Source organism: Rhizobium pantanalense, from assembly GCF_030182525.1.
Classification (GTDB): Bacteria; Pseudomonadota; Alphaproteobacteria; order Rhizobiales; family Rhizobiaceae; genus Rhizobium.
This window is the reverse complement of record NZ_JAQJCH010000013.1, coordinates 128338-153704: the sequence shown is the minus strand read 5'-3', so window position 1 is coordinate 153704 and position 25367 is coordinate 128338. Positions and strand designations below refer to the sequence as shown.

The following is a 25367-nucleotide window of genomic DNA, read 5'->3' as shown; positions in this document are numbered from 1 at the left end:
CAAATCCGTCGTCATCGGCGTTGCCGGCGCCGGCCAGGAGATCTCGACGCGTCCGTTCCAGCTGGTGACGGGCCGCTCGTGGATGGGCACGGCCTTCGGCGGCGCACGCGGCCGCACCGACGTTCCGAAGATCGTCGACTGGTACATGGAGGGCAAGATCGAGATCGATCCGATGATCACCCACACCATGCCACTCGACGACATCAACAAGGGCTTCGAGCTCATGCATTCGGGTGAAAGTATCCGCAGCGTCGTGCTGTATTGATGTTGCAGGCGACCTTGCTGGGAGTTTTTTGACAGCCCGAACGACGGATAAGCCGATGACCACCGTTCAAGAAGGACGCCGGCCTCGTGATGGGTCGGCGGCTTGAACATGAATGGCCTTCAGGCAAAAGGATATGCCCATGCCCAGCAAGCTGCTAAGTGCGACCGCCGCTGCTCTCTTCGCCCTATCTTCCGCAACCGTGGTCTTCGCCCAGACGACGGCACCTGCGACAACCGCAACGCCAGCTCCCGCCTCAACCCCTTCCACATCGGCACCATCATCGACCATGCCATCGAAGGAGGAGATCAAGACAGCACGGCAAGCCTGCCGGCAGGATGCAACGGGGCAGGGCCTCAAGGGCGATGCACGCAAGGATGCAGTCAAAAACTGCCTGCAGCAGAAGTATCCGGTCCTGGCAAAACGCAAGACCTGTCATGACGAAGGCGCCACCAAAGGTCTGGAGAAGAAAGCATTGCGCGATTACGTCAAGCAGTGCATCACCGCGAGCTGAGCATCGGCCCGCGATCACGGATCCGAACTTGACCCATCACACGATGACAGTCCGCTCCACCGGGCGGACTACGTGCCTTGCACAATCACCCTACGCCTTGCGCGGCCCTTTTCCTCAAGCGCAGGCCTCCTTATCTCCTTGGCAAGGATATAATTTCAGGGTGCGGCGTGCTTTTCCATCCAGACAGGCTTTCATTCGGCATAGTCCTGCCGGCGCAAACGAGAATTGCTGCCGACATACAGTTCGATGCTCAGCTCAGCATTGCAACCCATGCTGACAAATCGGGTTTCGATGCGCTGTGGGTGAGGGATGTTCCCCTCAATAGCGACAGCTATCCCGACCCCATCGGGCATGCCGACCCCTGGGTCTTCCTCGGAGCTCTAGCCGCTTCCACATCCAGTATCGCCCTGGCGACGGGTGCAATCGTGTTGCCTTTGCGGCATCCACTCCATATAGCCAAGGCCGCGCTGTCCGTCGCCTCCCTTTCGAAAGACCGGCTCGTCCTCGGTCTCGGCTCTGGAGACCGGCCGAGCGAATATGATGTTTTCGGAGAGGAAATTGAGAACCGCAAAGCACTCTTTCAATCGCATTGGGAGCGCCTCGCCGCTGCGCTCAGTCCGGATCAGAAGGTCGTCGATGAAGGCGGTCGCGTGCGAAACGAGTTCGCCATCAGGCCTGCGCTGCGACAACCGCTCATTCCCATGGTGGCGGTCGGTTCATCGTCGCAATCGCTCGAATGGATTGCCCGCCACGCAACAGCCTGGATGACTTATTACCGGCCGCTACCCGTTCAAAAAGATCGGTTGGCGCTTTGGCACAATGCCCGGGCTAAGGTCACCGCTGATTTTCGCGGCTTCGGTCAGTCCATGGTCCTGGATTTGCTCGATAATCCTCAGGCCTCTTATAAGGAGATCAATCTCGGCATCAGAGCCGGCAGGCGAGGGCTGATCGACGCTTTGTCGGCAATGCGTGAAGCCGGCATCCATCATGTCGCCTTCAACCTCGTTACCCAGGGCAGACCGCCCGGCGAGGTCATTGAAGAGATCGCAGCGGAGATTCTGCCGGCCATGCGGTAGCTTCGCGAACTGCCCTCAATGGTGGCATCGTGGAAATCATATTCGTGGGACCCTGGCTTTTGCAGCCTTTGCCACCTATCTTTCCGCTGCAACCAAAAAGGGCTGATTTTGCTTCTCGAAATTTCTATCGTCATTGTCCTCACACTCCTGAACGGCGTGCTTGCCATGTCGGAATTGGCGATCGTCTCATCCCGTCCTGCCCGCCTGAAAGTGCTTTCCGACCAAGGCAGCAGAGGCGCGACCATGGCAATGAGACTGGCTGAAGAGCCGGGCCGCTTCCTTTCAACGGTGCAGATCGGCATCACGCTCGTCGGCGTCCTGTCCGGCGCGTTCTCGGGCGCCACACTCGGTGCGCGGCTGTCGGGCTGGCTTGCCGCACAAGGTCTTTCTGTTGCAGCCGCCGACGCCATCGGCGTCGGTTTCGTCGTGGTCGCCATTACCTATCTGTCGCTGATCATCGGCGAGCTCGTGCCGAAGCAGGTCGCGCTGCGGGCGCCGGAAGCGGTCGCTAGCAAGGTTGCGCCGGCCATGGTGTTTCTTTCCCGGGCCGCAGCGCCGCTCGTCTGGTTGCTCGACATCTCGGGACGGCTGGTACTGAGTGCGCTCGGCCAATCCGGCAAGGCCGCGGATGGTGTCAGCGACGAGGAAATCAAGACGGTTCTGGCGGAAGCGCAAAGCGCCGGCGTCATCGCAACGGAAGAGCAGGCGATGATCTCGGGCGTCATGCGATTGGCCGACCGCACCGCAAGAGCATTGATGACACCGCGTCGCGACGTGGAAGTTATCGATATCGAGGACGGTTTCGACGAGGTCCGCGAACAGCTTCGCCGCACCGAGAAGGCACGGCTGCCGCTGCGCAAGGACAGCTCCGATGAAATCGTCGGCGTGCTGACAACCAGAGACTTCTTCGATGCCCTGGTTTCCGGCGGGCAATCCGACATTCTCAAGCTTGCCAAACAGGTCCCGATCGTTTCGGACCTTTCCAGCGCCCTTGACGTGGTCAAGGCGCTGCGTCGCTCTTCCTCGCATATGGTGCTGGTCTATGATGAATACGGCCACTTCGAAGGTGTCATCACATCGGGCGATATCCTCGAAGCCATCCTGGGAGCGGTTCAGGAGGAAACCGATGCCGGCGGCGAGCAGGCTCTCGTCCGCCGTCACGACGGCAGCTATCTCGTATCCGGCTGGATGCCCATAGACGAGTTTGCCGATTTCATGAACCTGCAGATCGAGGACGATCGCGACTATCAAACGGTTGCAGGCTTCGTGCTGCAGGAGCTGCGCCATCTTCCGGATGTGGGCGAAAGCTTCTCGAAAAGCGGCTGGCGCTTCGAAGTCGTGGATCTCGACGGCCGCAGGATCGACAAGCTGCTGGTGAGCGCGGACGACGCTCGCGACGCCGATCACTGAAACTCATCAGAGAGCCGCGCATTATCCCGAAGAATAGCCATTTGATGAAATCCGTTTCGCCCTAAAAGACAAGGCTCGCCGGATCGGCTTATGTTCCATAACATAGATTATCTGACTTTCGGCTGTAGCCGGGTGGGTTCAAGGATGAAGTGCGACACACCTTTGCCCCTCGCTGATCGCCACCACTTTCATCCCCTCGTCCAGTGCAAGATTCCGATCAAGGATGCCTGTCGTCCGCACGTCTCGGCGCCTACCATGCGATGCGACTGCCTCAATGCCCATCCCGAGCAACTGCATCTTTCGGGACAGTATCGACCAAATTCTTCCGATGGAAGATGAACAGCCCGGCAAGGACGATGATGACGGAGCCGATGACAATCTGGGTGTCGGGAATATCGCCGAAGAAAATGAAGCCCAGCACGATTGCCCAGACCAGCAGGCTGTATTGGAGCGGAGCAAGCAGCGAAGCTGGAGCAAGCTTCAAGGATCGGGTTATCAGCATATGGGCGCCGCCGGCGACGATGCCGAGAGCAAGCATGGCGCCGAAATCGAGCGCGGATGCGGAACGCCAGTCGCCAATGCTGAGTACCAACCCGGCAATGAGCGCACCGACCGTCTGCCACGCGACGAGGGTCGCATCCCGCGTCTGCCGCAGCCGTCGCCCGAGCACCAGGGTCAAAGCGAATGCGAGGCTGCCGCCAAGGCCGAAAAGCGATGGCCAGGAAAACATTGCCGCAGAAGGTCGAAGAGCGATCAATACGCCGATAAAGCCGACCAAAACCGCCAACCAGCGCCGCCAACCGATCTTTTCATTGAGAAAGAAATGCGAGATCGCCGCTACATAAATAGGCCCGGCCATATAGAAGGTCATGACATCGGCCAGCGGCAGATAAGCGACAGCGGCGTAAAAGAGAGCAACGTCGAGCGTTGTCATGACAACACGCAGAAGCTGCAGCGGCGGCCGTTCGAGGCGAAAAAGCGCGTCGCTGCCCTGCCGAGCGATCATCGGCGCCAGGATAATGAACGAACCGAGCGAGCGTATCACCAGAATCTGGCCTACGGAGAAGCTCGCAACCAGCCACTTGCCCATGGCATCGTTCAGCGAAAACAGGAAGTCGCCGAGAAGCATCATCAGCATGCCGGCAAGCACAAGATTGCCGCTTGTTACGGCTTTGCCCACGCGCATACTATTTTATCCTTGCGAATCCTGCGTTCCACTACCTGCGCTTTAGCCGGTTTTGCCCCCTACCCGCAATGGCATTCGTCGCCGACGGATCATTACGGAAAATCCAGTACCTGCGTACTCATTGGGGCGCGCTCTTCCTGTAAAACTTGAGCGGATGTTTATAAATTCGGTTATATGATAACGTTTACGTGAACAGGTGAACCAAACTCGCCAGCGAGGACGGTCGATATGCCTATATGCTTTTATTCTTGCAGAACTACCTGCCGATATAGCCCGCTTGCCGGGTGAGAGAACATACATGATGCAGCCGCCCGATGGATCGTCTGAGCCGACGCACCGAGATCAAGATGTTGAGGATGAGCAGGTCCGGGAGCCGTTTGAATTGCTTCAGGCTCGATATCTGTCTCTCGCCGAGCGTTACGAATGGCTCGAGGCGATGATCAACTACGTGCCGGACTATATCTATGCCAAGGACAGGAACGGCCGGTTCCTTTTTGCCAACATGGCGATCGTCCTCAACAACGGCTTTACGCATGTCGACGAACTGATCGGCCTTACCGACGCCGAAATTCACCCGATGGCCGATGCCCACAAGATCGAAGAAGTCGAACAGCAGGTGATGGAGAGCGGCAAGGCCGATCTCGGCGTCGAAGAGCGGCGCCTCAAGGGCGAAGGCTGGCTCATGATGTCGCGGGTGCCGCTGCGCGATAGAAACGGCAATATCATCGGCGTCGTCGGAGCATCCCGCGATATTTCCGCCCGAAAACGGGCGGAAAAATTGATGAGCGCTCAGACGAAACTTCTGCAGGATGTGGCGCGCGGCGTTGATCTTGATGTGTTTCTTGAGGATGCCCGGACCCTTCTTGAGGGCCTGCTGAATGGCAGGCAGGTCCGTTTCGTTCTTGACGGCGGGCAGACCAAGCCTCTTGCCGGCGACACCCTGGAGTTTCCTATTTTCTCTCGGGATGGTGGCCGGCATGGAGCCCTGGCGACAGTGCAAACCGAGGGCGACGAGGCTGGACTTATGGAATTCTTCGCCGGCATAGCGCAGACCGTCGGAATAGCCATCGATCGCCATCGGGACATCGCCCACATCGCCTATCTGGCCGAACATGATGCGCTCACCGGGCTGCCCAACCGTATGCTGCTCGACCGCAAGCTCAGCACCTTGCTGGAAACAGCGTCACGAAAAAGAAAGTCTCTGGCCGTTGCCTTTGTCGACCTGGACAATTTCAAGCTGGTGAACGACACCCTCGGCCACGCCGCCGGCGACGAATTGCTGACGGTTGTTGCACAGCGCATATCGACCCATGTCGGCAGACGCGGCATCGTTTCCCGGATTGGTGGCGATGAATTCATCATCGTTCTCGAAGAGAACTCTGAGCCGATATGTGAAAGGCTCGCGGCGGTTCTGACAGACATATCCAAGCCGATGACCGTACAAGGGGTCGAAATCCGTGTGGGCTGCAGCATTGGTGTGGCTTGCGCCATGGAGCATGGCGCGACGGCTTCGGAATTGTTCGCGAATGCCGATATGGCGCTCTATCGTGCCAAGGAAGCGGGACGCAATGCCATTCGCCTGTTCACGCCGGCCATGGCGGAGGACGCTCGCAACAAGCTGACCCGTATCGAAGAATTACGGCGTGCTGTGGAGCGGGATGAATTCGTGCTCCATTATCAGCCGCAAAATGAAGTTCGCAGCGGCAAGATCATTGGCGTCGAAGCCCTCGTCCGGTGGCAGCATCCTGCCGAAGGCTTGCTGCTTCCAGGCGCCTTCATTCCGCTCGCCGAGGAGACGGGACTCATCGTCGCGCTCGGCGAAATCGTTCTGCGCAGAGCCTGTCAGCAAGCGCGGCTGTGGCAGGATCGCGGTCTGCCCGCGTTGCGTATGGGCGTCAACGTGTCTGCCCGGCAATTCCTGGAGAGTTCGCTGACGAACCAGGTCGCATCGGCATTGCAATCCGCTCATCTCGATCCGCAATGGCTCGAGCTCGAATTGACGGAAAGCTTGATCATGCGTGACATCGAAGGAGCCATCGAGCGGATGCAAGAACTGAAAAAGCTGGGAGTCAGCCTCGCGATGGACGATTTCGGCACAGGATATTCAAGCCTAAGCACCCTCAGGCGCTTTCCACTTTCCCGGTTGAAGATCGATAGATCGTTCATTGCCGATATTCCGGAAAAGCCCGGCGATATGGCCATTACCTCCGCCATCGTATCGCTTGGCAGAACACTCGATCTGGAAGTCGTGGCGGAAGGCGTCGAAACCGAGGAGCAGGCCCGTTTTCTCGAAGGCGCCGGATGCGAACTGCTTCAGGGTTATCTGTTTGCCCGGCCCCTTCCCTCCTCCGAAATTGAAAGTCTGATTGCCGGAACCGCTGCGAAAGCAGTGTAGATATTCGCCCCGAGAGCGGCTTGATGCTTGCCGCATACCGACGCGTCTCAAGGAAATGTCACGATCTCTATCCAGTTCGCACCGGCATTGACCGGATATCGTCCCACCAGGTCGAGACCGCCATCGGCCTGGTCGATGGCATAGACCGACAGCCTATCGGACTTCTCGCCGGATGCGACAAGAAACCGGCCCGATGGATCGATGCGGATGCCGCGCGGCTGCTGCTCGGTTGGATAGTTTGTGACGTAGGTCGGTCTTCCATTGCCTGCGTCGACGCGAAAGAGTGCAATTCGGCTGGTGGTTCTCTCCGTCGTATAAAGAAATTTGCCGTTCGGTGTGATGCCGATATCTGCGGCCCAGACCTTCGGCTTGCCGTTGTCGGCGGAAGCCACGGCCGGTGCAGGCGCACCGGATATCGCCGGACCAGGCGGCGCGATGCCCGGTGACAGTCCAGCAATCTCGGGAACGGAAGCAACACTTTCGATCTCGCTCAAGGTGCCGGTATCGGTATCGAGCGCATAGTGGATGACATGGCCGGTCAGTTCGGTCAGGACGTACACCGCCTTGTTGTCGGGAGAGATGACGATGTGCCGTGGACCAGAGCCGGCGCCGGTCTCAACCTGCATCGGATCGTTCGGCTTCAGTATCCCGGTCTCGGCGTCGAGAGTGAATTGCTGCACAGCATCGGAGCCGAGATTGGTGACAAAGACATATTTGCCTGTCCGGTCACTGACGATCGAATGGGCATTGCGCCCGGTTGCGATCACTTGCTGTGCCTGCGCGGTGACCAGCCCGTTCTTGTCAATCAGCAATACGGCGATTTTGCTGCCGCCATAGGAAGCAGCGAATAGAAGCCCACCTGTCGGATCGAGGGAGATGTAGGCCATGCTGTCGGGCAAAGCGGCGACAGCCTCCTGCCTTAACCTGCCGCTTTCAGGGTCTATCGACAGCGTCAATACCCGGTAAGGCTGTTCGCGAATGACGGCATAGAGATGTCGCCGGTCCGGACTGATGGCCATGGGCATGACCATGGGACTGACATCCACGCCGGATATTGGCGTGAGCGCGCCCGTTGCCGCATCCATCCTGTACGTATCGATCGTTCCGGTAACTGCCGCCGAGACATAGACGAATGTACGAGATACGCTGGAAGGCGTCTGAACCACTAATCACCTCGTCCGAGCGTCGGGTGTAACCGCCGACGATCGCTTGATATCATATGACATAATATGACCATAACAACATGTTCCGTATTATTGCGCCTGCAACTCGGCCAGAAGGCGATAACGTCGCTGGCTCGCCAGCATATGTGCCCGCATCGCCTGACGCGCTCGCTCAGGATCCTGATCGGCAATCGCCGTCAGTATTTCCGCATGCTCGGCATGGACCTTCTCCAGATAGGCGCGATCATTCGCTTCAGGCAATGTCGGAAACTGTCCGCGCGGGATGGTTCTGGCGCCAAAATGCCGGAGCACATCGACATAGAAGCGGTTGTTCGTGGCAGCCGCTATTGCCATATGGAATTCATAATCCGCTTCGACGGTCGATAGCCCCTGCTCTATCAGCAGCGCCATCTTGCGGTTGGCGGCAGCAATTGCGGCCTCCTGTTCGGCCGTTCTTCGATAGGCAGCGATTGCAGCCGCCTCGCCTTCCGCAGCCATGCGGAATTCCAGCAGTTCCAGCGTCTCGGGGATGCTTTTGACCTCGACAGGCGTCAGCAGCAGACCGGATCGTGCCGACGTTTCGGAAACGAATACCCCCTTGCCCTGAACGGGCTTGACGAGGCCTGCGGCACGAAGATCGGCGATCGCCTCGCGCACCACGGTACGGCTGACATCGAAGGCCGCTTCGAGCTGCGGTTCCGTCGGAAGCTGGTCGCCTGCCTGAAGCTTGCCGGACTCGATCTGCGTGCGCAATTCATCGATGACCCTTTGTGCCAGCCTTTGCCGTGCCCGGGCAGTTGTCGTCATTCTCGATCCCCGATTCCGGCTGCTCATCCGCAGCCGCCTCTTATAATCAGCGCTAGGTCATAATACGAATAGTCTTAACATGGGCCGCATCGAATGCAATCGGGGGCAGGCAGGCAATTAGATTTCCCAGTCGGAGGCATATGCTCTGGCTCTCAAGCCCGATGACAACTCCAGCTTGACCTCGATCGTTTTCTTCAGCCGTGCCGCAAGAGCGTCGGAAAGGGTGGCGCCATCGATCCAATCCCTTTCCGTGGCATAGACGACATAAGGATTGATCACGCATTTGAAATCGAGCATTAGCGACATGGCGAGACTGCCATATGCCATATAGCTATGCGGAAGCCCACCGGAACAGACGAAGGTGACGATCTGGTCGAACCAGGCGGATTTTCGTCCGCCCTCACCCGTCGCGCCGGTAAGCTCGATCAGGCTCTTGGCAGCGCTGCCGACCGACCAATTGTAAATGGGCACAGCAAGCAGCACACCATCCGCATCGCGAATTGCACGATACAGCCTGTCGTAGGAAGGATGCTGATAGCAGTTCAAGTTGTCGAATACAGGCAGATCGAGATCCTGAAGACCGATAAATTCAACCTCAGCCCCTCTCTCCCGCAATAGTTTTTCTGCCTCACGGCCCATGCGGCGGCTCCGGCTTTCCGGATCCATGCTGCAGGAGAGAATGATGATTTTCGATGAATGCATCTCTGCCTGCTCCGCTGCCAGAGGCACTACGTGAAAACCGCACTGCATCTTAGGATTAAGCGAATTCTCCCCGTCCACAACAAATTTTTTTCTGCGCAATCGCCGCAGTCCATCGATGCCGTCTACACCGCGTCCCGTCAAAACGGCATTTTATCAAGCCGGGCATCTGTCGCTTCCGTAATGAATAATCATTTTATTACAAATTATTACCGATAAATCCTCAAGTGAATTCTCCTCGTGACGGTAACGCGCCATATCCGCAATCGCATGATTTCCGCACAACCATATTGACATTTGTCGAAAGCATTTCGAATATTGTCAAATAATGCCAAGCAATCGTCGACGGTGACGTCGTGACTCGCTACGGCATCCGGAATGGGAGAGGAAAGTGGAATTCCTGCTTGAAGTAGAGGGGCTGAAAAAGTCCTTTGGCGGCGTCGCTGCATTGCGCGATGGGCGCTTTCAGCTGCGCCCCGGTTCCGTCCATGCCTTGTGCGGCGGCAACGGTGCGGGCAAATCGACGTTCCTCAAGATCCTGATGGGCATTCACAAGCGCGATGCCGGCTCCATTCGCCGCCGCGGCAAGGATGTGGACTACGCTAGCCCCGCCGAAGCGCTCGCCGCCGGCATCGCCATCATCGAGCAGGAACTCAGCCCCATCCCGCACATGACGGTTGCCGAGAACATCTATCTCGGCCGCGAGCCATCTGCACGCTTTGGCGGCATCGATTTCAAGACAATGAACCGCAACGCGCAGGCGCTCCTCGACCGGCTGCAGTTCAACATCCGCGCCACGCAATTCATGATGAACCTCTCGGTCGCGCAAGTTCAGCTGGTCGAGATCGCCAAGGCGCTCAGCCACGATGCCGAAGTGATCTTCATGGACGAGCCCACCTCCGCGATCGGCGAGAAGGAAGCGCAGCAACTGTTTGCCACCATCGAGCGGCTGAAAGCTGAAGGCAAGGGCGTCGTCTACGTCTCGCATCGCCTGTCCGAAATCTTCCAGATCGCCGATTCCTACACGGCCTTTCGCGACGGGTCCTATGTCGGCAGCGGTGCGCTTACCGATATCGATCGGCCCGGCCTCATCCGCATGATCATCGGCCGCGAACTTGGCGAGGAATACATCAAGACCAACGTGCCAACGGCAACGCCAGGGCTGGAAGTCGCCAGCCTCACAGCGGAAGGCAAGGTGAGTGACATCTCCTTTACCGCTTACAAGGGCGAGATTTTCGGCATTTACGGCCTTATGGGATCCGGCCGCACCGAGATCTTCAACTGCATCTTCGGCGTCGATGCCGTCAGCAGCGGTCAGATCAAGCTCGCCGGCGAACCCGTCGTCGCGCGCAAGCCGGCCGAAGCCATGCGGCATGGCATCGCTTTCGTGACGGAGGATCGCAAGCTCACGGGCCTCAACCTGATCGATAGCGTCCGCAACAATATCTGCCTCGCGAGCCTGCCCGAAATGAGCCCACATTTCTCAATGGATCGCCGGGCCGAGGCCAGCGCAAGCCAGGACATGATCAAGCGCTTCGGCATCAAGGCAGCGCGTGACAGCATGCCCGTCTCCGGCCTTTCCGGCGGCAATCAGCAGAAGGTCGTGCTCGGCAAGTGGTTCCTGCGCAAGCCGAAAGTGCTGCTGCTCGATGAGCCGACGCGCGGCGTCGATGTCGGCGCCAAGCGCGAAATCTATCGCATCATCTGCGACTTCGCCGCCGCGGGTGGCACCGTCATCATGATCTCATCCGAAATAGACGAGGTTCTCGGCATGTCCGACCGCATCCTGGTGATGCGCCAGGGACGGTCCGCCGGAATTCTCAAGAGGGAGGAGGCCGACGCGCAATCGCTCGTGCATCTGTCGACCTGAATGCGACAGGCATCGAAGCTCAAAAGAACGCGTCCGGCAACAAGAGGTATCTGCAATGTCCGCCACTGACAACAATCCGTCCAATTCCTGGTTCGGCTCGGACCGGCGCCGATTGATCATTCAGGAATACGGGATCTTTCTCGCTTTCCTGCTGCTCGCTGCCGTCCTCTCATTCTCGAATGAGTATTTTCTGACGGCCGGCAATATTTCGAACGTGCTGCTGCAGACTTCGATCAACGGCGTACTGGCGATCGGCATGACATTCGTTATCCTGACCCGCGGTATCGATCTCTCCGTCGGCTCTGTCGTTGCGCTCACCGGCATCGTCAGCGCGAGCTTCGCAACGACCTCGGCGACCGCCGGCATCGTCGGTGCACCCTATCCGCCCTATGTGGCGCTCGCCGTCGGTCTCTTGGTCGGTGTCGCCTGTGGCGCCGTGGTCGGCCTCATCGTCTCGCGCTTTGCCGTCCCCGCCTTCGTCGCGACGCTGGGCATGCTCTCCGCTGCCCGTGGCCTGACGCTGATCTATGGCGGCGGCAAGCCGGTTCCGGCTCTCACCGCTGATTTTCGCTGGATCGGCACCGGCAGCGTGCTCTCGGTCCCGATGCCGGTTATCCTGCTTGCCATCGTCTTCATCATCGCGTGGTGGGTCCTGAACCGCACCCGCTTTGGCCGCTATATCTATGCTGTCGGCGGCAATCCGCATGCAGCCGTTACCTCGGGTATAAACGTCAGCAAGCTGCGCTTCCTCGTTTATGTCATTTCCGGTGGCCTCTCCGGTCTGGCAGGCATGATCCTTGCCGCACGCACCGGCTCCGCCCTGCCACAGGCCGGCATCGCGTACGAACTCGACGCGATCGCGGCTGTCGTCATTGGCGGCACCAGCCTTTCCGGCGGCGTCGGCCGCATCACCGGCACGCTGATCGGCGCGCTGATCATCGGCGTCATGAACAACGGCCTCGATCTCATGGGCATCCAGTCCTACTACCAGCAGGTCCTCAAGGGCGCGCTCATCGTCGGCGCCGTCATGCTCGACCAAAAGAGAAACCTGGGCGGCTGAGCCCGAAGACATTCCGGTGTCCACACTCGGAAAACGAAACGGCGCGTCAAGGCGACGGCCGGACTTTCAACGGAGGAGACTTATAATGAAGAAATTATTGATTGCTCTTGCTGCAGCGACAGCAATTCTGGCCTCACCTGCCCTCGCCCAAGACAAGAAGCTGAAAATCGGTGCGGCGCCCTACGGCCTGAATGCCGAATTCATGCAGATCTGGTCGGCAGCGCTGAAGGAACATCCCGCCGTCAAGAATGGCGATGTCGATCTGACCATCTTCGACGGCCGCTATGATGCGCTCGTGCAGCAGGAGCAGGTCAACACGATGATCACGCAGAAGTTCGATGCGATCATCTTCGTGCCGATCGATATCGAAGCTGCAGCGACGGCTGTTCAGGCCGCTCATGACGCCGGTATTCCGGTCGTCGGCTCGAACACTCGCGTCAATTCCGATCTGCTGACCGCCTATGTCGGTTCCGACGACACGATCTCCGGCTACATGGAAGCCAAGACCGTCCTCGATAAGATCGGCTGCAAGGGTAATGTCGTCATCCTCGAAGGCCCGATCGGCCAGTCGGCGCAGATTTCGCGTCTCGAAGGCAACAAGAAGGCGCTTGCCGAGTGCCCGAACGTAAAGGTGCTGGAAGACCAGACCGCCAACTGGTCGCGTGCCGAAGCCCAGACCCTGATGGAAAACTGGCTGACGTCTCATCCCGGCCAGATCAACGGCGTCATCGGCCAGAACGACGAGATGGCGCTCGGCGCGATCGAAGCGATCAAGGCTGCCAAACTTAACGTCAAAGACTTCGCCATTGCCGGCATTGACGGCATCACTGATGCGCTGCATGCCGTGAAGGACGGTACGATGACCTCGATCCTGCAGGACGCCAGCGCGCAGGCCCAGGGCGCTCTCGATCTCGCGATCTTTGCCGCCAAGAAGGGCAACTACAAGCCGGAATCCAAGATCTGGGAACAGTATCCGGCCATGCCGTTCAACGACGGCAAGGACAAGAACTACAATGTTCCGTGGACCCCGGTAACGGCCGAGAACGTCGACAAGCTGCTGGAAACCCGCAAGTAAGATCAATGTGGCGGGGCGAACCATCGCCTCGCCGCACCCCGAAAACAGAGGCTTGAAAAAGATGACCGAGACATCCTCAGACATTGATTTGAATTTCCCGCTCTCAGGCAAGACAGCGCTTGTCACGGGCGGCGGCTCCGGCATCGGTGCTGCTGTTGCGGCGGCATTCGCCTCCAAGGGCGCAAAAGTCGCGGTTCTCGATATCAATGTCGATATGGCAAAGGCCAAGGCATCCGAAATCGGTGGCGGCGCTGAAGCATTCGTCTGCGACGTGTCCGATCCTGCCTCGGTCAACAAGGCGGTCAGTGATGTCGTCGCGCATTTCGGCGGCATCGATATCGCCGTCAACAGCGCCGGCGTCGTCTTCTTAGCCGCCGCCGAAGATCTGCCGCTCGACTACTGGGACAAGACGATCAACATCAATCTCAAGGGCACGTTCCTGGTCACGCAGGCTGTTGGCCGCGCCATGATAGCCGCCGGCAAGGGTGGCAAGATCGTCAACCTCGCCTCGCAGGCCGGCACCGTCGCCATCGAAGAGCATGTCGCCTACTGCGCCTCCAAGTTCGGCGTGATCGGCATGTCCAAGACCTTTGCCGCCGAATGGGGCAAACACGGCATCAACGTCAACACCATCTCGCCGACCATCGTGCTGACCGAACTCGGCAAGAAGGCCTGGGCCGGTGAAAAAGGCGAAACCGCCAAGAAGCGCATCCCCACAGGCCGTTTCGCCTTGCCGCAGGAGATTGCAGCCGCCGCTGTTTTCCTCTCCTCGTCCGGCGCGGACATGATCAACGGCGCCGATCTGCTGATCGACGGCGGCTACACCATTCTTTGAGCGCAAGCGCTCGACAATTTCGACAGGAGAGACCATGCAGCGGTTCATCAACAATCCCGATGAAGTCGTTGAAGATACTGTAAAAGGCTTCATCAAGGCGCATTCGGATATCGTCCGTCTGGCAGACAATCCGCGCGTCGTCGTCGCCAAGGATGCGCCGTATGCCGGCAAGGTCGGCGTGGTCACCGGCGGTGGCTCCGGCCATGAGCCGGCCTTCATCGGCTACACCGGTAAGAACATGCTGGATGCGGTCGCAGTCGGCGAGCTCTTTTCGTCTCCAACGGCCAAGAGCTTCCACGACGCCATCCGCGAGGCCAATGGTGGCCGTGGTGTTATTTGCCTTTACGGCAACTATGCCGGCGACAACATGAACGTGAAGATGGCAACGAAGCTTGCCGCCAAGGACGGCATCGAAGTCGCGACCGTCGTCGCCAACGACGATGTCTGCTCGGCACCACCGGAGGAGCGCGAGAAGCGCCGCGGCGTGGCCGGCGAAATCTTCATGTGGAAGATCGGCGGCGCCAAGGCTTCCCAGGGTGCGAACCTGGAGGAAGTACGCGTGACCGCGCAAAGGGCGATCGACAATTGCCGCTCCGTCGGTATCGGCCTTGGTCCCTGCACCCTGCCCGCCGTCGGTCATCCGAATTTCCAGATCGAACCCGGCACGATGGAAGTTGGCATCGGCCATCACGGCGAACCCGGCGTTCGCATCGAGCCGCTGAAGACGGCAGCGGAGATAGCCGAGGATATGTGCCAGATCGTGCTCGATGATCATAATCTGGCCGCTGGAACGGAAGTGGCCGTCCTCGTGTCAGGCCTCGGCGCGACACCGGTCAACGAGCTCTACATCCTCAACGACACGATCGAGACGAAGATCTCCGAACGGGGATTGAATATCTACAGGACCTATATCGGCAACTACTTCACGTCGCTCGAAATGGTCGGCGCGACGCTGACCGTGATGGCACTCGACGAGGAGCTGAAAGAGCTTCTGGACGTCGAGGTCGAGTGCATGACACTGCTCTGAGGGGGACGCACGCATGCAGACATTCAACAATGCAACATCGGGTGATATCGTCTTGGCGATGACCGATCGTATCGTCGAGAACCGCGCCTATCTCAGCGAGATCGACGGCAAGATCGGCGACGGCGACCATGGCGTCAACATGGCCAAGGGCTTCGGCATGGCCGCGGAACGCCTGAAGGGCAAGAACCAGTCGCTGTCAGCCTCGCTCGATACGCTGGGCACGGTACTGATGACCGAGATTGGCGGCTCCATGGGCCCGCTCTACGGCGTCATGTTCACCGAGATTGCCGAAAAGCTCGACGGCATCGAGGCCATCGATAGCGCAGCCTATAGCAAGGCGTTGCATGCCGGGCTCGAAGGTATCCAGTCGATCGGTTCCGCCAAAGTCGGCGACAAGACGCTTCTGGACACGCTGGTTCCGGCAATCGAGGCGTTCGATGCTGCCAATGCTGTGGGCAAGTCCTTTGCCGAGGCGCTCGATGCATTGGTCGCAGCTGCCGAGGCTGGTCGCGACTCGACGCTTAACCTCGTTGCCAAGATTGGCCGCGCCAGCCGGTTGGGTGAACGTTCGCTTGGCGTTTTGGACGCCGGCGCCACCTCCTGCGCCATCATCCTGAAGGAGCTTTCGGAAGGCGCGCGCGCACGGCTGCAATAACAGGGCTCTCCCAAGGCTACGCGATCCCGTGCTCCACCACGGGGTCGCGCGCCGCCCTTCCCCAAGAAGAAGCATTTGCAAACATGCGTCATTGCTTTCATCTTCAGGCGAAAACGGGAAACAGTGAATCATCATGACAGGCAAAGCATCTTCGGTCGGCAAGAACAGTGCAAGCAAGACGGGCGTGCCGGATGCGACCGATAGCATGCCCTTGCGCTATGGCGACGACCCCTATGTCTGGGCCTGCTGGCTCTATTACGAAGATGGCAAGACCCAAGGCGACATCGCCGAGATTATGGGCATTTCGCGGGCGACCGTGAACAGCTATCTCGCCGATGCCCGCAGCCGCGGCATCGTCAATATCTCACTCGAGCCCTCTCGCCTGAGTTCGCTCTCCATTGCACAAGAACTCAAGCGCCATTTCGGCCTGCACGACTGTCTCGTGGTGCCCAGCGACGACGGTTCGCGACCGCTGATCGACCGCCTTGGAACCGCTGGCGCGCAGGCCATCGCCCGCCTGCTGAAATCCGGCGACACGCTTGCCGTCGCCTGGGGCCGAACGGTTCTCGCGGTCGCGGAGCAGGCCAATGTACCGAACCTGCAGGATGTCACCATCGTCCAGGCAACCGGCGGCACGCGCGCACTCTTTGCCTACACGCCGGAACTCTGTGCCAGTGCCTTTGCCAATGTGACGGGAGGCAGGCTGATCAATATCACGGCTCCTGCGATCGTTTCGGCGCCTGAGGTTCGGGAGATCTTGTTGCGCGAACCACTGGTCGAGGATCAGTTTGCCACGCTCTCTAAAGCCAACAAGGCGATCTTCGGCGTGGCGTCGTTGCGGCCGAACTCGACGGTTCACAGCAGCGGTTTCTTCGAGTCCGTCTCCCTGCAGGATTATCTGGCCAAGAATGCCGTCGGCGTTCTTGCCGGCCGTTTCATCGACGCCAAGGGTCTGTCGGTTGCAGGGCCGCTCGACGACCGCACCATCGGCATATCCCTCGACATGCTGAAATCCATCGGGCTACGCATCGCCGTCGCCGGCGGCTTCGACAAGGTGCCCGCAATTCTCGCCGCCTTGCGCGGTGGCTATATCAACGTGCTGATTACCGATGCAGCCACCGGGCGCGGCATTCTGAATGCGGATGGCGTCACCGAATTCGATCAGAAAGCCCAGCAGCGCCCGAGAACCGACAACAGCATTGCCCTGCCCAGCAGCTATCGAACGCATATCAAGAAATTCCTCAACAATCCCGACGATGTCGTCGACGAGATGCTCGAAGGCATCGTCAAGGCACATGCCTCGCATATCGTGCCGATCAAGGGATCGAACCGCGCGCTGATGGCGCGAACCGGCCCGAGGCCGGGCAAAGTCGGCCTGGTGATCGGCGGCGGCACCGGTCACGAGCCTTGCTTTCTTGGCTATGTCGGCAAGGGGCTTGCCGATGCCGTCGCCATCGGCAACATCTTTTCCTCGCCTCCACCAACCCCGATCCTCGAATGCGCCAAGGCGTCGTCCGGCGGCGAAGGCGTACTCTTCGTCTATGGCAATTACGCCGGCGACGTCATGAACTTCGAGATGGCCGCCGAAATGGCGCAGGAACAGCAGATCGACGTTCGCACCGTGCTGACGACGGACGATATCTCTTCCTCGCCGATCGAGGACCGCGAAGGACGCCGTGGGGTTGCCGGCAATTTCTTCATTTTCAAGATCGCGGGCGCCGCCTGCGACAAGGGCCTGTCGCTCGACGCATGCGAGGCGGTGACACGCAAGGCCAATGACCGCACCTTTACGATGGGCGTCGCGCTGGAGCCCTGCTCACTGCCGCAGACGCGACGCCATAACTTCGAAATCGGGCCCGACGATATCGAATTCGGCATGGGCATTCACGGCGAACGCGGCGTGACCCGCGAGAAGATGATGAGCGCCGACGAGATCGCCGACCGGGTGATGGACCGGATATTCTCCGAAATGAAGCCGGTTGCGGGCGATCGGGTGGCCGTGCTCATCAACTCCTTCGGCGCGACGCCGCTGATGGAACTCTACATCCTGTTCCGCCGCGTCGAACAGAGGCTAAGCGCCAAGGACATCAAGGTCGAGGCAAACTGGGTGGGACATTATTGCACGTCGCTGGACATGGTCGGTGCATCCATATCCATCCTGCATCTCGATCAGGAATTGACCGAAATGCTGAACCATCCGTGCGACACCTTCGCGCTGAAAGTCGGATAAAGCTATAAAAATGTGCCCGGCGACAACAGACATGGCCGGGACCGGGAGGAAGACGATGCCGGAAAAAGCCGCCCGCTGCCTGGGCACCATGTTTCAGCGCATATCGATCGCGATCAATGCCGAAAAAGACCGTCTCTCCGAGCTGGATGGCGCAATCGGTGACGCCGATCACGGCATCACCATGTCTCTCGGCTTCATGGCCGTGAATGCGGAGCTCGCAAAGCTCGATCTTGCGCAGGTATCGCCCTCGGAGATTTTCTCTACCGCAGCCTCTGCCTTCCTGGATGCCGTCGGCGCCTCGACCGGCCCGCTCTATGCCACCGCCTTCCGGCGGGCCTCGCAAGCGCTGAAGGCGGATGAATCCCTCTCTACGGCCTGCCAGGCCATGATCATCGACGAGATGCGGTCCGGCATCCAGCAGCGCGGCAAGGGCCAGCGCGGCGATAAGACCATGCTCGACGCCTGGATCCCCGCCGCCGAGGCCGCCATCGATGCGAAAGCGGGTTCACGCGATGTTGCCGCCATGTGGAGCGCCATCCTCGAGGCCGCCGAAGCGGGAGCGAACTCCACAAGCTCCATGGTGGCCGCCCGCGGCCGTGCGGCGCGGCTGGGGGAAAGGTCGCTCGGGCATATCGACCCGGGGGCAGCTTCGGCGGTGATTATTCTGCGGGCGATGCGGGATACGTTTGTGGAGGGTAAGGCGGGCGGTTAAGCGATTAAGAGCCTACTAACATGTGTTCTTGCTAAATTGTTCTCACCAATGCCCACTCGATATTGGTTAGCCAGCTCTTGTCGTTCCGATTTTCAAGTTTGTCGATGCAATAACTAAATGTCCGGATGCTCAATCCGCACCCATTCGTTGTAACGCCGTCGGCGAATAGACCCGCTCCAGCAAAGCAACTTCCTCGCGCAAGCAGATCGCAGCGCTATTCATTTCTACGCCGAGGTTGCCTGGCGGTCTCGGACGGCATCTCGCCGAAAGATTGATAGTAAAGTGCTGCGAAGCGGCCCATATGAGAAAATCCCCAATCGCGCGCAATGTCGGCAATCAGCCGCGAACGGCCCGAATCCATAAGGGTTTTGCGTGCACCCTGCAGTCGTATGTTCCGCAAATAGCCAAGAGGCGTTGTGTTCTTGAACTGCTGAAACGCCGCCTGCAAGGATCGCACGCTCGTTCCGGTTTCCCGGGCAATATCGGCCATTCTGATGTCTGCACCGGCATTGGCGTGCATATATTCCATTGCGCGTTTCAGCTGCCTCGGGATAGCCGGTGATGCCGGTCGCAGCAATTGTGCCGAATAGTTGTGCGGGACGGTTTCAAGCAAAGCGATCATCATCGCCCGCAGGAGGCTTTCGATGAATGCGGCCGAGGATCGTTCTGCGCCGCCTGTCGCGAGATCCTGCCAGAGGAGATTTGCAAGCGTTGCGATCTGCATACCTCGCCCCGACATCAGATCGACGGGGCCGGTAAATTTCAGATCATCTCGAACCGGTGCGTCCAGCAACTCGCTGAGCTGCCGAACCATAGCCGGCTTTTCGAATGCGATACCCATATGACCGCGCTGTTCGAACAATGTCAGATGTTCAAAAGATGACATATCGGCCAGCAGGCCCCTGCCCGGCAGCGACTCCAGCTGCCGCCCTTCCGTCTCGATCAGCATCCTGCCAGCGGTCGGTAGATAAAGGCCGTAGGCATCGGGACCGCCGGACAATTTGACGCTCATGCCGGAGAGACATTTGCCGCGCCAAATGCTGCAGGAACCGATCGTATAGTGACGATCCGCCACCGAAATCGTGCCGCGGCCATTGAGAGGCTCGACAATGGCGGGAAACAAGGTTCTCGCATAATGCGCCGTCATCTCCTCGGCATCGGCCTTATCGACTTTGAACACCGAGAGCGTCGCGTAGGTCAAATAATCCTCTCATGTGCCGCATCGGCGGATTATCTTTCAGGCTTCAATTATATCCCTGAAAGTAAATCCTCGCTCACATCTCCGTTTGAAATAAATCTGGATGATAAACAAAATCAATTCGCCAAACAATAAATATTACAATTGCAACCATATGGATATATCAGCATATCATCACTGTATATATTTTGATTATACGTATATTATTTCATAATACGATCTAACCTTCAGGAATATATTTTATACCTAAAACAACATCTCGGCTAATACGCCGACTTCCGCGTGCGCTGGCGCCAAGTAGCTGAGTGTTCCTTAGATGTCTTTGAGCCTCTTGACGGAATGTTATCGATAACATAGCCTCCTCTCATCGAAGCTTTGGGAGGAGCAGGATGGACAACGGAAAGCTGCTCGAATTTTCCGATATCACCAAGGAATTTGGCGGAACACGCGCCCTGTCGAACGTATCTCTCGACCTGCAGCGGGGCGAAATTCTCGCGCTTCTCGGAGAGAATGGCGCGGGCAAATCGACGCTCATCAAGACCTTGGCTGGCATCTACAAGCCGGATGGCGGGCAGATCCTGTTTCGCGGCAAGCCCTATCATCATCGCCCGCCCCAACCCAACCAGCGCCAGTCGGTCGCCTTCATTCACCAGGATCTCGGACTGATCGAATGGATGACGGTGGGCGAGAATGTCGGGCTCGCCCAGGGCTATTCCTTACGCGGACGGCTGATTGATTGGCGGACGACCGAGCGGCGCACCGCGGAAGCGCTAAAACTCGTCGGCTGCGATTTCGATCCGTCGACCCGCGTCCAGGAGCTGACCCGTACGGAAAAATCGCTTGTGGCAATCGCCCGCGCACTCGCTGTCGAAGCCGACGTGCTCGTGCTTGACGAACCCACAGCTAGCCTGCCCGCCGATGAAGTCGAGAAGCTCTTTGCCGCCATCCGTCCGCTGAAAGAGCGCGGCGTGGCCATGATCTACGTCTCGCACCGGCTCGACGAAATCTTCCGTATCGCCGACCGGGTTGCAGTCCTGCGCGACGGTCAACTGATGGGCCAGAAGCCAGTCTCCGAGACGACGCCGGATGAGCTCATCCGCATGATCGTCGGGCGCAAGGCGGACCAACTGTTCGTCAAGGCAGAAAGAAGCGCCGGGCCCGCGATCGTTTCCGTAAAAGAGCTCAGCTGCCGCGGCGCAGGTCCTGTATCCTTCGATATCCGACAGGGCGAATTGCTCGGTCTCGTCGGCTTGCGCGGCGCCGGTCAGGAATTGATCGGACGCGCGCTGTTCGGTTGCGAACCATCGCAAGGCAGCGTTCGCTTGAATGGGGCCGCACCCGACCTTTCCAGCACCGTCGCCGCGATGGCTTCGGGTATCGGGCTGATCGCCAGGGATCGGACGGAAGAATCCGTCGCCATGTCGCTCAGCCTGCGTGAAAATACCTTCCTGAACCCCGGTGCCTCCGGACGAAGCCTGTTTTCGTTCTTGTCTCCACGCCGCGAAGCAGAAGCTGCTTATTCGCTTGGGAGCCGTGTCGGTCTTAGGCCTAACGATCAGAGCCTTGCCATCGAGGCGCTATCCGGCGGCAATCAGCAGAAAGTCGTCGTGGGACGATGGTTAGCGACGGGCCGCAAATTGCTGATCGCCGAGGATCCGACTGCAGGCGTCGACGTCGGCGCCAAGGCCGATATCTATCGCCTGATCGCAGAGGCGGTCGAGGCGGGCCTAGCCGTTCTCGTCGTCTCCACCGATTTCGAGGAAATCGCTCACATCTGCCATCGTGCCCTGGTGTTTTCGCGCGGGAGGATCGTGCGCGAACTCAGCGGTGCCGATCTTACAACACCGGCGGTCATCGCTGCCGCATCTGCATCCGAAGCGGCTTGAACCGGAGGAGAACACCATGCAATCGATCGAATCCAATGCGCTCGAGCCGACCCGCGCCGAGCTTTCGGCCATGAGCCTCGGCCAGAAGATCCAGCGCCTGCTGCCCGTCTATGGCCTCGTCATCCTGACGGTCTTTCTGATCCTGCTCTTTTCCGTTCTGCTGCCGCAGACATTCCCGACGATGCTCAATCTGCGTTCGATCATTTCGGACAAGACGATCATCGCCATCCTGTCGCTGGCGGCGATGATCCCGATGGCTGCAGGCCGCATCGATCTGACCATCGGCTATGGCATCGTGCTCTGGCATGTGCTGGCGATCAGCCTTCAAACGATGTTCGGCCTGCCGTGGCCGGTTGCCGTTCTGATCGTCATCGCGCTTGGCGCGCTGACCGGCTTCCTGAACGGCCTTCTGGTTGAGATCGCCAAGATCGACAGCTTCATCGCAACGCTCGGCACGGGCACGGTCCTCTATGCCATTGCGCTATGGCATACGGGCGGACGGCAGGTCGTGGGCATGCTGCCGCAGGGGTTTTATGCGCTGAACGGCACGATGGTCTTCGGCCTGCCGATCACGGGCATCTATGTTCTGGCCCTCGCGTTCGTCATGTGGATCATCCTCGAATACCTGCCGATCGGCCGCTACATCTATGCAATCGGCGCCAATCCGAAGGCGGCCGCGCTCAACGGCATTCCCGTGCGCCGCTTCGTCATCGGCGCCTTCGTCACCTCGGGCACGCTTGCCGCCATCGCAGGCGTTCTGCTCGCCTCCAAGCTGCGCATCGGTCAGGCAAGCGTCGGGCTTGAATATCTTTTGCCCGCGCTGGTCGGCGCCTTCCTAGGATCAACCACCATTAAGCCGGGCCGCGTCAACGTCTGGGGCACGATGATCGGCGTCATCATTCTGGCAGTCGGCATTGCCGGCATCCAGCAGTTCGGCGGCTCCTTCTATGTCGAGCCCCTGTTCAACGGCGTCACCCTGCTCGTCGCGATCGGTATTGCCGGTTACGCCCAGCGCCGCCGTAGCCACGCAGGACGCATGGCCCCAGCCCAGGCACCACAACTTTCCGCCAAGCCGGTGGAGAAATGAAGATCATCTGAAGTTCGAATGTCCAAAGGGAGGAGAAGACATGAATCGTAGACAATTCCTGCAGGCCACGACAGCGATCCTGGTACTATGCGCCGGCCAGGCCTATGCCGATCCGCTGGCGGATGCGAAGGCCGTCGTCGACAAATACGCAACCCAGGTCACCAAATGGGACGGCCCGACAACGGGCCCGAAGGCGCAGACCGGCAAGACCATCGTCGTGCTCGCGGGCGATCTCAAGAATGGCGGCATTCTCGGCGTCAGCAACGGTGTCGAGGAAGCGGCGAAGGCGATCGGCTGGGAAGTGAAGGTTCTCGACGGCGCCGGCTCCATCGGCGGGCGTACGGCGGCCTTCGGTCAGGCGATAGCGCTGCAGCCTGCCGGCATCATCATTGATGGCTTCGATGCCGTCGAACAGGCCCCTGCGCTGGAACAGGCAAAGGCCGCCAAAATCCCTCTGGTCGCCTGGCATGCCGGCCCGACCATCGGCCCCGACGACAAGAATGGCCTCTTCGCCAATGTCAGCACCGATGCCATGGAAGTCTCCAAAGCGGCGGCTGATTGGGCATTCGTCGATGCCAAGGGCAAACCGGGCGTCATCATCTTCACCGACTCCACCTATGCGATCGCCATCGCCAAGGCGGACAGGATGAAGCAGGAGATTGAGCGTCTGGGCGGCAAGGTGCTTGAATATGTCGATACGCCGATTGCCGAGACATCGCAGCGTATGCCACAGCTCACGACCTCCCTCCTTCAGAAATACGGCGACAGCTGGACGCATTCGCTTGCGATCAACGACCTTTATTTCGATTTCATGGGTCCATCGCTCGCCTCCGCTGGCAAAAGCGGCACCGATGCGCCGATCAATGTCGCTGCCGGCGACGGTTCGCAATCGGCCTATGAGCGCATCCGCGCCGGTCAATTCCAGAAGGTCACCGTGGCCGAACCCCTTAATCTCCAGGGCTGGCAGCTGGTTGACGAGCTCAATCGTGCCTTCGCCGGCGAAAAATGGTCCGGCTATCTCTCGCCGCTGCATGTCGTGACGGCAGACAATATCCAATCCGACGGTGGTCCGAAGAACACCTTCGATCCGGACAACGGTTACAAGGACAAGTATAAGAAGATCTGGGGTAAGTGATCCCAGTGACGGGAGGTGGCCTGGCTTAAGGCCGGGCCACGTCATTCGACAACAACACTAAGCTTGGCGGCTGCTATCGCGCGCAATCAGTTGCGGCAAGATCCTCACATCGGGAACCGGCTGAGTGCCATCGAGAATCTCCAGGATCAATTGTGCAGTCCGCTCGCCGATCTCACGCGCGAAGGCGTTGATCGTCGTCAAGGTCGGCACGCAGACCTCGCCGATTTCATAATTGCCGAAACCGCCGATGGAAAAGCGCTCAGGTATGGGAATTCCAAGCCGCCGACATTCAGTGAGTGCACCGTAGGCGGCAAGATCCGAGACGCAGACGACGGCTTCCGTATCGGGATAGAGCTCAATCAGCTTCGCCATGGCATTGGCGCCCTCCCGCATCGAGATCGGCGGCGATCCGGCTGCGATCAATCTCGATGCATCAAGGCCGTGTGCCTGCATCGCCGCAATGAAACCGAGCCTGCGTTCGCTGCCGCGTGAATCCCGCTGGACATCACCACCGATGAAGGCGATGCGGCGACAGCCGAGTGCGACGAAATGATCGACCATATCGCGCATGACGGCTCGGTTGGAGAAGCCGACATAATGGCCGATCGGATCGGTCGGGATATCCCAGGTCTCGATCACCGGGATCGCTACGGTCTGCAGAAGTTTACGTGCTCGCTCCGTGTGCGTGCCGCCGGTCACGACGATCGCCTGCGGCTTGCGGCGGAGCAGCTGCTCGATCAGCCGCTCCTCCTCTTCGACGTCGTAGTTCGTGTAGCCAAGCAGGATCTGCATGTCCCGCTTGGATAAGGTGTCCGAGAGACCGCCGACCGTATCCGCGAAGTTGGCATTGTTGATGGATGGAATGGTAACGGCGACAAAGCCGGACTTTTGCGAGCGCAGGTTGGACGCCGTGCTGTCGAAGACATAGCCCAGCTCCTCCGCCGTTCGCAGGATCGCCTCGCGCGTCTCAGGGCTGACCAGGCTATCGGCCTTGAAGGCACGCGACACGGTCATGGGAGAAACTCCCATGACGCGGGCTATGTCTGCCATGGTCGGCGTTTTGCGATCGTTACTCATCAATGGCC

The 25367-nt window shown here is 59.2% G+C and carries 21 protein-coding genes and 1 pseudogene; 16 read left to right on the top strand and 6 right to left on the bottom strand.

Going from position 1 to position 25367, the window contains the following annotated elements; all coding sequences use genetic code 11:
• The 4 genes and pseudogenes from PH558_RS28745 to PH558_RS28730 form a co-directional block, all read left to right on the top strand.
• Positions 1-265 (top strand): annotated as a pseudogene (locus PH558_RS28745) (S-(hydroxymethyl)glutathione dehydrogenase); the annotation flags it as partial.
• A 139-nt stretch (positions 266-404) separates the two neighbouring features.
• On the top strand, positions 405-776 hold the full coding sequence (locus tag PH558_RS28740) for a PsiF family protein (RefSeq protein WP_285207911.1): 372 nt from the start codon (positions 405-407) through the stop codon (positions 774-776).
• Between the two features lie 167 nt (positions 777-943).
• Positions 944-1852, top strand: coding sequence for a TIGR03571 family LLM class oxidoreductase (locus PH558_RS28735; protein ID WP_285207910.1), 909 nt, complete (start codon positions 944-946; stop codon positions 1850-1852).
• Between the two features lie 108 nt (positions 1853-1960).
• A complete protein-coding gene (locus tag PH558_RS28730) occupies positions 1961-3262 on the top strand; it encodes a hemolysin family protein (protein WP_285207909.1) in 1302 nt (433 codons plus the stop codon).
• A 271-nt stretch (positions 3263-3533) separates the two neighbouring features.
• Here PH558_RS28730 and PH558_RS28725 read toward each other — a convergent pair whose 3' ends face one another.
• A complete protein-coding gene (locus PH558_RS28725) occupies positions 3534-4448 on the bottom strand; it encodes a DMT family transporter (RefSeq protein WP_285207908.1) in 915 nt (304 codons plus the stop codon).
• 382 nt (positions 4449-4830) lie between these two features.
• Here PH558_RS28725 and PH558_RS28720 point away from each other — a divergent pair, with 382 nt between their 5' ends.
• Positions 4831-6843, top strand: a complete 2013-nt coding sequence (locus PH558_RS28720) for a putative bifunctional diguanylate cyclase/phosphodiesterase (RefSeq protein WP_285207907.1) — start codon at positions 4831-4833, stop codon at positions 6841-6843.
• Between the two features lie 47 nt (positions 6844-6890).
• Here the strand turns inward: PH558_RS28720 and PH558_RS28715 are convergent, their stop codons facing one another.
• From PH558_RS28715 to PH558_RS28705, 3 genes are all read right to left on the bottom strand, one after another.
• Positions 6891-8009 carry a lactonase family protein gene (locus tag PH558_RS28715; protein ID WP_285207906.1) on the bottom strand — a complete coding sequence of 373 codons (1119 nt, stop codon included), beginning with the start codon at positions 8007-8009 and terminating at the stop codon, positions 6891-6893.
• Positions 8010-8096: 87 nt separating this feature from the next.
• Complete coding sequence (locus PH558_RS28710) at positions 8097-8813, bottom strand: FadR/GntR family transcriptional regulator (protein ID WP_113407371.1); 717 nt, start codon at positions 8811-8813, stop codon at positions 8097-8099.
• A 117-nt stretch (positions 8814-8930) separates the two neighbouring features.
• Positions 8931-9515 (bottom strand): NADPH-dependent FMN reductase, encoded by a 585-nt coding sequence (locus PH558_RS28705; RefSeq protein WP_285207905.1) that lies wholly within the window; start codon positions 9513-9515, stop codon positions 8931-8933.
• 388 nt (positions 9516-9903) lie between these two features.
• Here PH558_RS28705 and PH558_RS28700 point away from each other — a divergent pair, with 388 nt between their 5' ends.
• From PH558_RS28700 to dhaL (PH558_RS28665), 8 genes are all read left to right on the top strand, one after another.
• Positions 9904-11382: a sugar ABC transporter ATP-binding protein gene (locus PH558_RS28700; protein WP_285207904.1), complete on the top strand. Its 1479-nt coding sequence runs from the start codon at positions 9904-9906 to the stop codon at positions 11380-11382.
• 55 nt (positions 11383-11437) lie between these two features.
• On the top strand, positions 11438-12442 hold the full coding sequence (locus PH558_RS28695; RefSeq protein WP_285207903.1) for an ABC transporter permease: 1005 nt from the start codon (positions 11438-11440) through the stop codon (positions 12440-12442).
• 85 nt (positions 12443-12527) lie between these two features.
• A complete protein-coding gene (locus tag PH558_RS28690; protein ID WP_285207902.1) occupies positions 12528-13517 on the top strand; it encodes a substrate-binding domain-containing protein in 990 nt (329 codons plus the stop codon).
• Positions 13518-13578: 61 nt separating this feature from the next.
• Positions 13579-14352 carry an SDR family oxidoreductase gene (locus PH558_RS28685; protein WP_285207901.1) on the top strand — a complete coding sequence of 258 codons (774 nt, stop codon included), beginning with the start codon at positions 13579-13581 and terminating at the stop codon, positions 14350-14352.
• A 34-nt stretch (positions 14353-14386) separates the two neighbouring features.
• Positions 14387-15379, top strand: coding sequence for a dihydroxyacetone kinase subunit DhaK (locus PH558_RS28680; RefSeq protein ID WP_285207900.1), 993 nt, complete (start codon positions 14387-14389; stop codon positions 15377-15379).
• Positions 15380-15392: 13 nt separating this feature from the next.
• A complete protein-coding gene (gene dhaL, locus PH558_RS28675) occupies positions 15393-16034 on the top strand; it encodes a dihydroxyacetone kinase subunit DhaL (protein ID WP_095436439.1) in 642 nt (213 codons plus the stop codon).
• A 133-nt stretch (positions 16035-16167) separates the two neighbouring features.
• Positions 16168-18264 carry a bifunctional sugar-binding transcriptional regulator/dihydroxyacetone kinase subunit DhaK gene (locus PH558_RS28670; RefSeq protein ID WP_285207899.1) on the top strand — a complete coding sequence of 699 codons (2097 nt, stop codon included), beginning with the start codon at positions 16168-16170 and terminating at the stop codon, positions 18262-18264.
• 55 nt (positions 18265-18319) lie between these two features.
• The gene (gene dhaL / locus PH558_RS28665) at positions 18320-18976 is read left to right on the top strand and encodes a dihydroxyacetone kinase subunit DhaL (RefSeq protein WP_095436437.1); all 657 of its coding nucleotides are present in this window, start codon (positions 18320-18322) and stop codon (positions 18974-18976) included.
• A 214-nt stretch (positions 18977-19190) separates the two neighbouring features.
• Here the strand turns inward: dhaL (PH558_RS28665) and PH558_RS28660 are convergent, their stop codons facing one another.
• Entirely contained in the window at positions 19191-20177 is a 987-nt protein-coding gene (locus tag PH558_RS28660; RefSeq protein ID WP_285207898.1) for an AraC family transcriptional regulator, read from the bottom strand.
• A gap of 386 nt (positions 20178-20563) precedes the next feature.
• On the opposite strand from PH558_RS28660, the gene PH558_RS28655 reads away from it, so the two are divergent.
• Genes PH558_RS28655 through PH558_RS28645 form a run of 3 tightly spaced genes read left to right on the top strand, consistent with a single transcriptional unit; the run spans position 20564 to position 24282 of the window.
• The gene (locus PH558_RS28655) at positions 20564-22060 is read left to right on the top strand and encodes a sugar ABC transporter ATP-binding protein (protein ID WP_113407363.1); all 1497 of its coding nucleotides are present in this window, start codon (positions 20564-20566) and stop codon (positions 22058-22060) included.
• Positions 22061-22076: 16 nt separating this feature from the next.
• The gene (locus PH558_RS28650) at positions 22077-23147 is read left to right on the top strand and encodes an ABC transporter permease (protein WP_285207897.1); all 1071 of its coding nucleotides are present in this window, start codon (positions 22077-22079) and stop codon (positions 23145-23147) included.
• 40 nt (positions 23148-23187) lie between these two features.
• Positions 23188-24282, top strand: coding sequence for an ABC transporter substrate-binding protein (locus PH558_RS28645; protein ID WP_285207896.1), 1095 nt, complete (start codon positions 23188-23190; stop codon positions 24280-24282).
• Positions 24283-24339: 57 nt separating this feature from the next.
• Here PH558_RS28645 and PH558_RS28640 read toward each other — a convergent pair whose 3' ends face one another.
• Positions 24340-25359, bottom strand: a complete 1020-nt coding sequence (locus PH558_RS28640) for a LacI family DNA-binding transcriptional regulator (RefSeq protein WP_285207895.1) — start codon at positions 25357-25359, stop codon at positions 24340-24342.
• Positions 25360-25367 lie beyond the last annotated feature (8 nt).